The 12,077-nt window shown below is 68.4% G+C and carries 10 protein-coding genes; 2 read left to right on the top strand and 8 right to left on the bottom strand.

Features of this window, described 5'->3' with window-relative positions:
• Positions 1-62: 62 nt before the first annotated feature.
• Positions 63-2,357 (top strand): hybrid sensor histidine kinase/response regulator, encoded by a 2,295-nt coding sequence (locus tag QOZ81_RS03905; protein ID WP_300715347.1) that lies wholly within the window; start codon positions 63-65, stop codon positions 2,355-2,357.
• Here QOZ81_RS03905 and QOZ81_RS03900 read toward each other — a convergent pair.
• Genes QOZ81_RS03900 through QOZ81_RS03880 form a run of 5 tightly spaced genes read right to left on the bottom strand, consistent with a single transcriptional unit; the run spans position 2,323 to position 9,353 of the window.
• A complete protein-coding gene (locus QOZ81_RS03900; protein WP_291201340.1) occupies positions 2,323-3,027 on the bottom strand; it encodes a nitroreductase family protein in 705 nt (234 codons plus the stop codon). The two genes, QOZ81_RS03905 and QOZ81_RS03900, sit on opposite strands and share 35 nt — an antisense overlap.
• The gene (locus QOZ81_RS03895) at positions 3,020-6,220 is read right to left on the bottom strand and encodes an efflux RND transporter permease subunit (protein ID WP_291201342.1); all 3,201 of its coding nucleotides are present in this window, start codon (positions 6,218-6,220) and stop codon (positions 3,020-3,022) included. The genes QOZ81_RS03900 and QOZ81_RS03895 overlap by 8 nt, the downstream gene beginning before the upstream one ends.
• A gap of 3 nt (positions 6,221-6,223) precedes the next feature.
• On the bottom strand, positions 6,224-7,336 hold the full coding sequence (locus tag QOZ81_RS03890) for an efflux RND transporter periplasmic adaptor subunit (RefSeq protein ID WP_291201345.1): 1,113 nt from the start codon (positions 7,334-7,336) through the stop codon (positions 6,224-6,226).
• 26 nt (positions 7,337-7,362) lie between these two features.
• A complete protein-coding gene (locus tag QOZ81_RS03885; RefSeq protein ID WP_291201348.1) occupies positions 7,363-8,676 on the bottom strand; it encodes a TolC family protein in 1,314 nt (437 codons plus the stop codon).
• A gap of 2 nt (positions 8,677-8,678) precedes the next feature.
• Positions 8,679-9,353 (bottom strand): TetR/AcrR family transcriptional regulator, encoded by a 675-nt coding sequence (locus QOZ81_RS03880; RefSeq protein ID WP_291201351.1) that lies wholly within the window; start codon positions 9,351-9,353, stop codon positions 8,679-8,681.
• Positions 9,354-9,500: 147 nt separating this feature from the next.
• Between QOZ81_RS03880 and QOZ81_RS03875 the strand changes: the two genes are divergently transcribed.
• Entirely contained in the window at positions 9,501-9,851 is a 351-nt protein-coding gene (locus QOZ81_RS03875; RefSeq protein ID WP_291201354.1) for a hypothetical protein, read from the top strand.
• Here QOZ81_RS03875 and QOZ81_RS03870 read toward each other — a convergent pair.
• From QOZ81_RS03870 to QOZ81_RS03860, 3 genes are all read right to left on the bottom strand, one after another.
• Entirely contained in the window at positions 9,848-10,780 is a 933-nt protein-coding gene (locus QOZ81_RS03870; RefSeq protein WP_291201357.1) for an alpha/beta hydrolase, read from the bottom strand. The genes QOZ81_RS03875 and QOZ81_RS03870 overlap by 4 nt on opposite strands.
• 107 nt (positions 10,781-10,887) lie before the next feature.
• Positions 10,888-11,091, bottom strand: a complete 204-nt coding sequence (locus QOZ81_RS03865; protein ID WP_243287678.1) for a cold-shock protein — start codon at positions 11,089-11,091, stop codon at positions 10,888-10,890.
• 181 nt (positions 11,092-11,272) lie between these two features.
• Positions 11,273-12,064, bottom strand: coding sequence for a hypothetical protein (locus QOZ81_RS03860; protein ID WP_291201365.1), 792 nt, complete (start codon positions 12,062-12,064; stop codon positions 11,273-11,275).
• Between the last annotated feature and the right edge of the window lie 13 nt (positions 12,065-12,077).

The raw sequence follows: 12,077 nt of genomic DNA, 5'->3' as shown, positions 1-12,077 counted from the left end.
GTGCCCGATGAACCCGTAAGTGTCTGTCAGAAAGGTCGGGAGGCATGTCCCTCGCAGGGTCGGTGAAACGCAGATGGAGCCTTGGCACCCACCTGACCTGGGTGGTGCTGCTCGCCCTGCTCCCGGCCCTGGCCATCCAGTACGCCGCCAATCTCGAACGCCGGGATGACGCGAAGGTCCGGGCCCAGGAGCACCTCCTGCAGGTGGTGAGCGACCTGGCCAGCCAGCAGGAACAGGTGACCAGTTCGGTCCGGCAGATGCTCACCACCCTCTCCTTCCTGCCGGAGCTGCGGCGCGGGGACGGCCGAGCCTTCAGCCGGACCCTGCGGGCCATCCAGAAGGAGGATCCCCGCTTCGTGAACATCTTCGCCCTGGATCCGGCGGGCGTGGATTTCGCGGCGGCCATCCCCGGCCCCGCCATCCCGCGGAAGGACCGCAAGTACTTCTGGGAGGCGGCGGAGACCCGCCGCTTCACCGTGGGCGAATACGTCCTCAACCAGGACACCGGCACGCCGGTGCTCCATTTCTCCCTCCCCGTCATGAACGAACGGGGCGAGCTCCTCGCCGTCCTGGCCGCCGCCTATGACCTGGAGGGCTACGCGGAGCTGTTCAACCGGTCGGGTCTGCCCACAGAGACCTCACTGGCCGTGCTGGATCACGCGGGCACCGTGCTGTTCCACCTCTCCCACATCGCCGACCGCTACGGAACCCTGGTGGGGAAACCCCTGCCACCGGATCAGGCACGGAGGGTCATGGGCGCCGAGCGGGAGGGGACCTACTGGGCGCCCCGGCGGGACGGCCAGTCGACCCTCTTCGCCTTCCACCAGATCCGCACCTCCGACCAGTCCCGCCCCTACCTCTTCCTCCAGGTGGGGCGGTCGGAGTACCGGGTGCTGGGCGAGAGCCAGCGGGACCACCGCCGGAACATGCTGCTGCTGGCGGTCACGGGCCTGCTTGCGCTGGTGGCCGCCCGGACCATGGGCAACCGCATGATCGCCGACCCCATCCGCCGGCTCGTCCACGCCTCCCGCCACATCGGCCGGGGCAACCTCTACCACCGCCCCGAGCTGCGCGGCGCCTCCCGCGAGGTCGCCCAGCTGGGGGAGGAGCTGGGCCGCACGGGCCTGGCCCTGGCCCAGCGCGAGGAGGAACGGCTCCGCAGCCAGGAGGCCCTGCGGAATGCCCAGCGGCTCGAGAGCCTCGGCGTGCTCGCGGGGGGCATCGCCCACGACTTCAACAACCTGCTGGCGGCCGTGCTGGGGAACCTCAACCTGGCGCAGATGCGCCTCGCCCCGGAGGATCCGGCCCGCCGCTCGCTGGACCAGGCCGAGAAGGCCGTCCAGAAGGCTACGGATCTCACCCGGCAGATGCTGGCCTACTCCGGCCGCGGCCACTTCGTCGTGAAGCCCCTGGACCTGAACCATGTCGTGTCGGAGATGACCCACCTCCTGCAGGTCACCCTGTCGAAGAAGACGGACCTGGACCTCGACCTGGCCCCGGCGCTGCCCCCCGTCCTGGCGGATGCGGCGCAGATCCAGCAGGTGGTGCTGAACCTGGTGACGAATGCCGCGGAAGCCATCGGCCAGGAGGAGGGTTCCATCACCGTCCGCACCCTGGGGGAGGACTTCGACCGGCCGCAGCTCGAAGCCCTCTGCCCGACCCAGGGCCTGGCAGCGGGGCGCTACGCGGTTCTGGAAGTGACGGACACGGGCTGCGGCATGGGCCCCGAGCTGGTGGAGCGTATCTTCGACCCCTTCTTCACCACCAAGTCCATGGGCCACGGGCTGGGGCTCTCGGCCATGCACGGGATCCTCAAGGCCCACCAGGCCGGGATGGTCATCCGCAGCGTGCCGGGCGCGGGCACGACCTTCCGCATCCTCTTCCCCGCCACCGAGGAACCGCTGCAGCCCCCCCAGCTGGAGGACTCCGGCCCCAGGCAGGTCTTCCAGGGCCTGGTCCTGGTGGCCGACGACGAACCCATGGTCCTGGACTTCGCGGCCTCGGCCCTGGAGTCCATGGGCTTTGACGTCATCCGCGCCCGCGACGGCGCCGAAGCCGTGGTCCGGTTCCTGGACCACCGGGACCGGATCCGCCTCGTCCTGCTCGACCTCACCATGCCCCGCATGGATGGCATCGAGACCTTCACCGAGCTGCGGCGGCTCCAGCCTGGGCTCCCCATCATCCTCAGCAGTGGCTACGACACGGACGCCGCCGCCCGGGACCTGGTGGCCCAGGGACAGGTCCAGTTCCTGCCGAAACCCTACCCGGTGCGGGAACTTCGAAAGCTGGTGGGCGAAGTCCTGGACCCAGGCGGGAATCCGCTCAGATCTCCCGGACCACCCAGTCCCGAGGCATGAGCACCCGGTCCCACCAGACGCCCGTCTCGCTGCGCCGGCCCACGGCCAGGAACATGTTGACCTCGGCGTTCCGGGGCAGGCCGAGCAGCGCCTTGGCCCGCCAGGGGTCGAAGCCCTCCATGGGGCAGGTGTCGTAACCCTCGGCCCGCAGGGCGAGCATGAAGGTGGCGGCGGCCAGGGCCGTGCTCTTGTGGGCCATGACGCGGATGTCCGCACGGGACATGAGGTTCGGCGTGGGCTTGAAGAGCGAGGCCACGCGGCTGAAGGCCCGCTTCAGCGGCCCGAGGAGGCCGAAGGGCCCCGTGGTGTAGATCAGGGGGATGATCTTCCGGTAGTAGGCGGCCTGGCTGGGTCGCAGGGGGCCGCGGCCCTCGAAGATCCGCAGGATCTCGTCCCGGTTCCGACGCCAGGTGTCCCGGTGGGTCACCAGGGCGATGAGGACCGGGGCGGTCTTGGCCGGCAGCTGGTCCAGGCAGGCGGCATTGGCCGCCTGGCGTATCTTGGGATCGCGGATGACCACGAACTCCCAGGGCTGCAGGTTGCTGGAGCTGGGCGCGAGCCGCGCGGCATCCACGGCGCGGTCCAGCACCTCCTGTGGGACGGTCTCCGGGAGGAAATCCCGCACGGTGCGCCGGGTCTCCACGGCGGTGTAGAAGGCGGGATCAGGCATCCGGCGCCTCCGCGAGAGGCTGGTCAGGCTCCGGCTCGACCACGGTCATGCCGAGGCGGCGGCGCGTCCACGCCCAGGCCTTGGCCAGGGTGAAGTCCTCGAGGATCTCGAAGAACACGGGCACCACGATGAGCGTGAGCATGGTCGAGGTGATGAGCCCGCCCACCACGGCGCGGGCCATGGGGGCGCGCATCTCGGCGCCGGCGCCCAGGGCCAGGAAGAGCGGGAGCATGCCGCCGATCATGGCGAAGCTGGTCATGAGGATGGGCCGCAGCCGCACGGTGCCCGCGCGGATGATGGCCTGGCGGCGGGTGATGCCCTCCTCGCGTTCCAGATGCAGGGCGTGATCCACCAGCAGGATGGCGTTCTTGGTGACCAGGCCCATGAGCAGGATCATGCCGATGCTCGTCATCATGGACATGGAGTCGCCCGTGACGAGGAGCATGAGCACCATGCCCACCATGGAGAGCGGCAGGCTGGCCATGATGGCCACGGGCAGCTTGAAGCTCTCGAACTGGCTGGCCAGCACGAAGTAGATGAAGAACACCGCGAGCAGCAGCGAGGTGCCCATGTAGCCGGCGGTCTCCTTGCTGTCCCGGGTCTGGCCCAGGAACTCCACGCGGACGCCTTCGGGCAGCTGGCCGCTGGCCTTCAGCTCCGCCACCTTCTGGGCGGCGCCGGCGCTCACTTCACCCAGGGTGGAGCCGTCGAAGTTGGCGTTCACCTCCACTTCCTCCATCAGATCGTGGCGCTGGAGCTTGGCGGGCGCGAGGCCCTCCTCGAAGCGCACCACCTGGTTGAGGCGCACCAGGGGATGCTTGCCGCCGCCCAGGTCCTTGGTACTCTGCACGGTCATGTTGGCCAGCTGGGTGGTGAAGCGCCGCTGCTGGTCCTCGAGGCGGACGCGCACATCGCGCTGCTCGCCCTTCTCGTCCTCGTACTTGGCCACCTTCTCGCCATCCACGAGGGGCCGCACCATCTGGGCCACCAGGGCCGGGCTCACGCCCAGGTCGGAGGCGGCCTTGCGATCGATGACCAGCCGCAATTCCGGCTTGCCGCTGTCCAGGCTGGTGGTGACATCCACGGCGCCGGGGACGCTCTTCAGCGCCTCCTTCACCAGGGGAACCGCCTGGATGACCGCATCCCGCTCCGGCGCCTGCACGGCCACCATGATGGGGAAGGCCATGCCCCAGTCGTTCACGGGGCCCACGGCGGCATCCACGCCGGGCACGGCGCGGAAGCCCTCGCGGATCTGGCGGCGGATCTTCACGTGGTTGGGGCGGCGCCCCTCCTTCAGCTTCACGTAGATGCCGCCGGAGTTGACGGTGCCGTTGAGGCCCGTGCCGATGGTGGTGTAGGTGAGTTCCACGCCGGGCACGTTCTTGATGGTGGTCTCCAGGGCCAGGGCCTTGTCGCGGGTGGTGCTCAGGCTGGCACCGGGTTCCGTCTTGAAGGTCACCTGCAAATCGCCCCGGTCGAAGTCGGGCATGAAGTTGTTGCCGAGCAGGCCGATGAGAATAATGGCGAGGACAAAACTCCCGGCGCCCGAAAGCATCACGATCCAGCGGTGATTCAAGGCCCATTCGATGGCCGTCTTGTATAGGGCCTCCCAGCGGTCGAGCACGCGGCCGAAGGCCTCCACGCTGCGCATGATCCAGTTGCGGCCCTGGTAGTGGACGTGGCCGTCGGCGCTCTTCTCGTGCTCGGGATCGGGCCACACGGCGCTGAGCATGGGGTCCAGCGTGAAGCTCACGAACAGCGAGACCGCCACGGCGAAGGCCACGACGATGCCGAAGGGGAAGAAGAACTTGCCCACGATGCCGCCCATGAAGGCCACGGGCACGAACACCGCCAGGATGGACAGGGTGGTGGCGATGACCGCGGGACCGATCTCGGCCGTGCCCTCCCGGGCCGCCGTGACGTGGTCTTTGCCCATCTCCGCGTGCCGCGTGATGTTCTCGCGGACCACGATGGCGTCGTCGATGAGGATGCCGATGGCCAGGCTGAGGCCCATGAGGGTCATGGTGTTCAGCGTGAAGTCCAGGGCCCGCATGACGATGAAGGTGGAGATCACGGACACGGGCAGGGTGAGGCTGGTGATGAGCGTGGAGCGCCAGCTCTTCAGGAAGTAGAAGACGATGATCACCGTGAGCAGGCCGCCCACGTAGATGGAGATGTTCACGTCCTCCACGTTGTTGATGATGAAGCGGGCGTTGTCCTTGGCGGTGACCACCTCGACGCCCTGCTGCTGCAGCTCGGGCTTCAGCTCGTGGAGGGCCTTCTCCACGGCGGTGACCATGGCCACGGTGTTGCCGCCGACCTGGCGCTGGATCTCCAGGGCGACCACGTCCTTGCCGCCCAGGCGGGCCAGGCTGCGCTTCTCCTTGATGCCGTCGACGATCTTCGCCACTTCCTGCAGCTCGATGGGCCGGCCTTCCTTGTTGCCCACGATCACATGGTTGAAGTCGTCCACGGTCCGGGCCTTGGCGTCCACCTTGACCGAGACCTCGCGGCTGCCCTGGAGCAGGTTGCCGCTGGGGATGGCCAGCGTGTCATTGGCCAGGGCGCTCTTCACGGCCCCCAGGGCCAGGCCCTGGGCTTCGAGCTTCTGGGGATCGATCTGGACGAGGATCTCGCGGGTGCTGACACCCGCCGGTTCCACCTTGCCCACGCCGGGGATGTTCTCGATGCGGCGCTTGAGGAAGTCCTCGGCGACACGGGTGAGCTCGCGGTCGTTCATGCCCTGGTGCTTCGCGTCAGGCTGCACCACCAGGGAGAGCACCGGCAGCGAGGCCGGGTCGAACTTGGAGATGACGGGCTCCTCGATGTTGTTCGGGAGGTCGCGCCGGATCTGGCCGATCTTGGTGCGCACGTCGTTGAGCGCGTTGTCCACGTTGCGGCCCAGCTGGAACTGGATCACCAGGGTGCCGAGGCCCTCCTGGCTGGTGGAGCTGATCTCCTTGATCTTCTCGATGGGGTTGACGGCCTCCTCGATCTTGCGCACCACGTCCTGCTTGACGGACTCGGGGCTGGCGCCGGGGTAGATGACGGAGACGGTGACGGTGGGGATGTCCGTGTTGGGGTACTGGTCGATGCCCAGGCTCTTCACGGAGAAGAGGCCCAGCACCACCAGGGCCAGCATGATGCAGACGGTGAATACGGGTCGGCGGATGGAGAGGTCAGACAGGAACATGGCTCACTTCCCCCCGGCGGCGGGCGTGGAGACGCGCAGGCGGCTGCCCACGCCCACGAGATCCTTGCCACTGTCGATGACCTGGGTGCCCACGGCCAGGCCGCTGATCGGTCGGTAGCCGTCCTGCTCCGCGCCCAGCACCACCTTGCGGCGGGCGGCCACGCCCTGTTCGGAGATGAAGAGCTCGGCGTCGCGGTCCTGGGGCTTCAGCAGGGTGGCCGGCAGGGCCGCGCTCCTGGTCTCGCCCTCACCCAGGATCACGCCTTCCACGAAGAGCCCGCCCTTGAGCTGGCCGTCGGGATTGGGGACCTCGACCCGGACGCGCAGGGTGCGGCCATCCTGGGAGAGGCTGGGGCTCACCTGGGCGACCCGGCCCTCCACGAGGCGGTCCAGGCCGATGGCGCGGAAGGTGGCCCGCTGGCCCACCTTCACCTGGGCCATGGCCTCGGTGGGCAGGTCGGCGCGGATCTCCAGCTTGCGGTTGTCCACCACTTCGAAGGCGGTCTGGCCGGGGTTCAGCATCTCGCCGGGCTGCACCATGCGGCGGGCCACCTGGCCCGCGAAGGGCGCCACCAGGCGGGCCTTCTTCAGACGCAGGCGGGCCAGGCCCAGGTTGCTCTCCGCGGCCTGAGCCGCGGCCTTGGTGGCGTTGTAGGCGGTCTCGGCCTGCTGGGCCGCCTGGCGGGTGATGCTGCGTTTCTCCAGCAGCGCCACGGAACGGTCATTGTCCCGCTGGGCCTGCAGGGCCTGGGCCTTGGCCTGAGCCACCTGGGCCTCGGCGGCCTGCAGCCCCAGCACGTAGTCGTCCTCGTCCTGGGCCCCGAGCAGGGCGCCCGCGGCAACGGTGTCGCCCTCCTGCACCGCCACGCGGGTGACGCGGCCAGTGACCTCGGCCTTGAGCTCAGCGCGGTTCACGGCCAGCATCGTGCCGGTGAAGGCCACGGCGGGACGGAAGCTGCGCTCCTGGACGTTGACCAGGGTGACGGCCACCGTGCCCTCGCCTTTCACGGTGGCCTGGTGGCTCAGCTCATCGTTGCGCTGGCTGCGGTGGAAGGTGGCGGCCCCGGCGATCACCGCGATGGGCAGGGCGATGTAGAAGACGGTTTTGCGGTTCATGGTCAGCTCCAAAGAATTCGTCGAGATCAGAGAGGGGGCAGGCCCAGAGAGCGGCGCTGATCGAAGCGGGCGGACCAGAGGCCCAGCTCCGCCCGGCGGCGCTGGCTTTCGGCCTGCCGTTCTGCGCGCTCCGCCTGGAGCAGGTCGAGGGACGTGATGAGGCCCTGGTCGAAGGATTCGCGGCTCATGCGCAGCGCCTCGAGGGCGGCGTCATGGGCGCGGCGCGCGGCCTCGTTCAGGGCGATGGCCTTCTCCAGTTCGCGGTCGGCAGTGCTCTGCTCGATGGCCACGGACCGCTCGCGGTCCACGCGCATCTGCTTCACCTGCTCCAGCTGGGCGTTGTTCTGGGCCCGCTTGCCCGAGCTGCGCAGCCCGTCGAAGACCGGGAACTTCATGGTGAGGCTCACCTTCCAGGTGTCGTAGGGATCCTTGAAGAGGTTGTCCGATTTGCCGGCCTGGTACCCGTAGCTGGCGCTGAGGTCGAATTTGGGACGCAGGTCGGACTTGATGATCTTGTCGTTGGCGCGGTACATCGCCTCCTGCTGCTTCAGCTGGGCCAGCTCGCTGCGCTCGGCGCCGGCGGGCTTGGCGGTGGCCTCCGGCAATCCGAGGCCCGCAAGCGCGAGCGGCGTCTTGGGATCCAGCCCCAGCTGGCCATTCAGGACCTCAAGGGCCCGCTTGACCTGGGCCTCGGCCTGGAGGGCTTCGGGAACCACGGCCAGGAACTCGCTCTCGGCCCGGAGGCGGTCCAGCTCAGTGGCCGTCTGCGCCTCCAGCCGCGCCTTCACGTCGGACACGAACTGCTCGGCGGTCTTGCGCCGGCTTTCGATGACCTCCTGCTCCGCCTGGGCCGCCAGGACACCCAGGAAGGCCTTCGCGACGCCGTGGAGCACGTCCAGCTCCGACGTGGTGTAGCCGAAGGCGGCCTCCTGCTCGCCCATCATGGCGATGTCCACGGCCGTGCCCAGCTTGCCCCAGTAGAAGAGGGGCTGGGTGAGGTTGGCCTGGGTGGTGTAGAGGCTGCGGGTGCTCACCAGGCTGCTCACCGGAAGGCCAATGGCAGGCGCCAGGTCCGCGAAGCTGCTGTTGAGCATGGAGACATCCCGCATCCGGGTGAAGTCGCCCACCAAAGTCAGCTGGGGCAGTGCGTCCGCCCTTGTGCTGGTGATGAGGCCACGGCGCTCGTCGATGCGGGCCTTGGCGGCGCGGAGCATGGCGTTCTCCGACCGGGCCCGGGACAGGGCCCCCGGGAGATCCAGTGAGAGCGGGGCCTGGGGCCTCTCTGCAGGGGGTGGCGTCAGGAGCGGAGCCTGGAGCGCAGGGGGTGGGATCAGGAGCATGGTCAGTTCCTCGGCTGCGGGAAGGCCTCGGGGACGCCAAGCCCCCGCAGGCTGAAATCGATGAAGTGTTGGATGAGCTTCTCCGCGTCCTCGGGATAGGCCGGATTGCCCCGGATGAGACGGATGATCCCCAGGGAGTTGCGGAAGTGGATCATCAGCCCCTGGATGCTCACGCCCATGGCGAAGAGCGCGTCCTCGTCCAGGTCGGGCCGGAGGACCTGGAGGCAGTTCGTCAGGTAGGTGACATAGGGCTGGATGTGCTCCAGGAGCAGGGCCGAGGAGGCGGGCCGGGGGGACTGCATCTCCCGGGTCATGAGGACCATGGCCGCCTCGTCGATGGGATCGGCCCCATGACAGGACATGATCTCGGTGGTGAAGGCCCGGATGTAGTCCTGGAAGCCCTGCAGAGCGGCCTTCCGGGCGCCGGGGGACCCGGCCGGCGGCAGGTGCGCCAGCAGGGAGACCGGCGAGACCTTCCGGGAGAAGATCGCCCGCAGAGTCTCCGTGTAAAGCCCCTCCTTGCCGCAGAAGTGGTAGGCCACCAGGGCCGAGTTGGCATTGGCGCTCTTGGCGATCTCCCGGATGCCGGCCCCGTCGAAGCCCTTGGCAGCGAAGTGGAGGATGGCCGATTCGATGAGGCGGGTGCGGGTATCGGCTTGCAGGGCGGGAAGGATCATGAGGGCCTCGGGTATAAATCAATCGAATGATTAAACCATTTTTTGAGTTTAATCAACCGTTTGATTCTGTCAACCCTCGAATTTTGATCCCCGTCGTCGCCCCCTCCCGGCCCTTCATGCGATGCTGGATCCCTTCGGAGTCAGCCCATGCTCTTCCTGGTCTTCTATTTCATCCTCTTCGTCGTCCTCATCTTCCAGGGCACGCATGTGGCCGGCGAGATCAAGACCCCGCTCGGCACCCTGCCTGAGGAAGTGGGCCAGAATCCCGCGGCCGCGGCACGCTGGGGAATTCTGCTCATCAGCGTCGGTTTCTTCGGCGCCATCCTGGGCCTCCTGGGCTTCCGCACCGCCGGTCTGGCCGCCCTTCGTCCCACCTTCATGGCGGTGGGTCTCGGCATCCTGGCCCTGTACGGCCTGTGGGTGATCTTCCTGGGTCGCAAGCCCGAGTTCATCGGCAAGCCCGCCGTGGCCGACGACCACGGGCACGGCCACCACTAGGGTTTCGACGCCAGGCCCCAGCTCCGCAGGCGCAGGTCGGCCCAGGCCTTCCAGCCGCCAGGTACCTTGCTGCCTGCTTCCAGGTGGTCAGCGCCCGGCACGATGGTGAGATCCGGGTGGTTCCGGGCGATGGCCTGGACCCCGGGAAGGGGTGTGGTCTGGTCGGCATCGCCGGCCAGCAGGGCCAATGGGGTACGAATGCCTCGGCTGGCCCGGACCGGAGAAACCGTCGCCGGATCGAAACCGGCGATCCGGCCCGCGCGCCAGATCCCGATCCATTCCGCGGGCCGGGCCAGAACCTCGAAACGGCCCAGGGTCCCCCGGAGGTGATTGCGCGCGGCGTCCCGGAGATCCATGAACGGGCTCTCCAGCAGGGCGCCCGCCAGGGGCGCGCCCTGACCCTCAAGGTCCGCCAAGGCCAGGATGGCCACACCCGCACCCTGGCTGCATCCCACCAGGACCTGGCGGTCCCTTGGCCAGCCCGCCCCCTCCAGGAAGCGAACGACCACGGCCACATCCGTGCGCTCATGGCCGCCCAGCGTGCTGGGGGTCTCAGGTACCAGATCCCGCCCTCGGAAGGTGAAGCAGAGGACATCCAGGTCCGGGAGATCGCGCAGCCGCGGCGCCGTGCCCAGGGCATCGTCCCCAAAGCCATGAAGCAGGATCGCTGCGCCCTTCGGATGGGGCCGATGGAGCCAGTGGACCCGCAGGGTGACACCCATGCCGCCGGGAACGGCGTGGACCGTCCAATGTCCGGCCTCTCCGGTCAGGGCGGCGAGGCTGGCCTCGACTTCGCCTGCCGGCCGCGGGGGAAGCGGTGCGTTCAGCAGCAGGCTGGGCAGCCACCAGCCCGCCAGGAGGGAGATCGTCCAATAGAGGATGGACAGGGTGAGCCCCGCGCGGAGGAGGCTCCGGCTGGCGGCGGACATGGGCGCTCCGGGTGATGGATGCCTTACGGCCCGCCCCCGATGGCGGTTAGCACCCCATAACGAACAGGCGGTCCCGGAGGACCGCCTGTCGGGTGAAGCGAGGGTGACTAGAGCTTCTGGACGTTGGTGGCCTGGGGGCCCTTCTGGCCCTGGGCGACTTCGAAGCTGACGCGCTGGTTCTCGTCCAGCGTGCGGAATCCGCCGCCCTGGATGGCGGTGTGGTGGACGAAGAGGTCAGCGCCGCCCTCGTCGGGGGTGATGAAGCCGAAGCCCTTCTCAGCGTTGAACCACTTGACGGTGCCTTGAGCCATGACTGTTTCCTGCAGTATGTCTGGTGATGTTGTAGCGATGACTTTCCCCAGACAAGGCCGTCATAGCATGGCGTGAGGTCCGCCCCTGGCGGGTCACGCGAACAGCATGACAGGATTGCCCGGGTCCATTCTTTTTTTTTGCAACTTATTCCCGCCTGGGCGCATCGGGGTCGATGCGCCTTCAGAAGCGGATCACCAGGCCCAGGCCGGTCAGCCTGGAATCCGCGCGGAGGTCCAGATCCCCCTGGGTGGAGCCGGCCGGCGCCTTGACCGTGGCCGCCTCGTAGAAGGCCCTCAGGCCGAACCGGGGGTACAGGTAGGCCCGGGCATCCAGGCCATAGCGGGTGCTGGTGGCCCCATGCAGCCGGAAGTAGCGGTAGAAGACCCGGGATTCCAGGAGTCCGCCGGCCCCGGAGGACCACCCCGAGATGCCCACCTGGGGGAGGGCCAGGGTCGGACTGAGGGCCTGCGAGACCGGGGGCCCGGAGAGGGTGAGCGCCGAGAGTTCGGACTTCAGGACCTGCACCCCCAGGTCGAGCCCGACCCAGGCATCGGCCTGGCGGAGGAACTTGTAGGTGTAGAGGCCCTCGAGCACCGTGAGCTTGGCCTTCGAGCGGAGTCCCGTCCCGGCCGAATAGGGCTGGCCATCCAGCATGATGTCCCGGGTCAGGGTCCGTTCCCCTTCGAACCGGAGCGCGTCGTAGCCCAGCCGGAACCCATGCGCCTGCCCCGAATACTCCAGAAAGGCGCCGGTGGGGCTGCCCGAGCGGCCCAGCCCGAGGTCCGCATCCGTATCCACCAACGAGGCCTTGCCATCCTTGGTGCCGACCGCCGTGGCGGAGAAGGTGGGCTGGCTCCGGTGGATGCCGAAGGTCCAGTCCAGCCGCGGGCCCGTGTCGTACTGCGGCGTGCCGATGACCTGGGCGAAGGCGGTCACCCCTCCGAGGCAGAGCAGGACCAGAACCTTGCGCATGAACCCTCCGGAC

Origin of the sequence: Geothrix sp. (genome assembly GCF_030219325.1) — a bacterium.
GTDB lineage: Bacteria > Acidobacteriota > Holophagae > Holophagales > Holophagaceae > Geothrix.
The sequence above is the reverse complement of the archived record's forward strand: the minus strand, read 5'-3'. Positions and strand labels throughout refer to the sequence as shown.

Excerpts from the sequence above, each read along its gene's own strand:
- QOZ81_RS03900 (WP_291201340.1), bottom strand. The coding sequence starts at position 3,027 with ATGCCTGATCCCGCCTTCTACACCGCCGTGGAGACCCGGCGCACCGTG.
- QOZ81_RS03895 (WP_291201342.1), bottom strand. The coding sequence starts at position 6,220 with ATGTTCCTGTCTGACCTCTCCATCCGCCGACCCGTATTCACCGTCTGC.
- QOZ81_RS03890 (WP_291201345.1), bottom strand. The coding sequence starts at position 7,336 with ATGAACCGCAAAACCGTCTTCTACATCGCCCTGCCCATCGCGGTGATC.
- QOZ81_RS03885 (WP_291201348.1), bottom strand. The coding sequence starts at position 8,676 with ATGCTCCTGATCCCACCCCCTGCGCTCCAGGCTCCGCTCCTGACGCCA.
- QOZ81_RS03880 (WP_291201351.1), bottom strand. The coding sequence starts at position 9,353 with ATGATCCTTCCCGCCCTGCAAGCCGATACCCGCACCCGCCTCATCGAA.
- QOZ81_RS03875 (WP_291201354.1), top strand. The coding sequence starts at position 9,501 with ATGCTCTTCCTGGTCTTCTATTTCATCCTCTTCGTCGTCCTCATCTTC.
- QOZ81_RS03870 (WP_291201357.1), bottom strand. The coding sequence starts at position 10,780 with ATGTCCGCCGCCAGCCGGAGCCTCCTCCGCGCGGGGCTCACCCTGTCC.
- QOZ81_RS03865 (WP_243287678.1), bottom strand. The coding sequence starts at position 11,091 with ATGGCTCAAGGCACCGTCAAGTGGTTCAACGCTGAGAAGGGCTTCGGC.
- QOZ81_RS03860 (WP_291201365.1), bottom strand. The coding sequence starts at position 12,064 with ATGCGCAAGGTTCTGGTCCTGCTCTGCCTCGGAGGGGTGACCGCCTTC.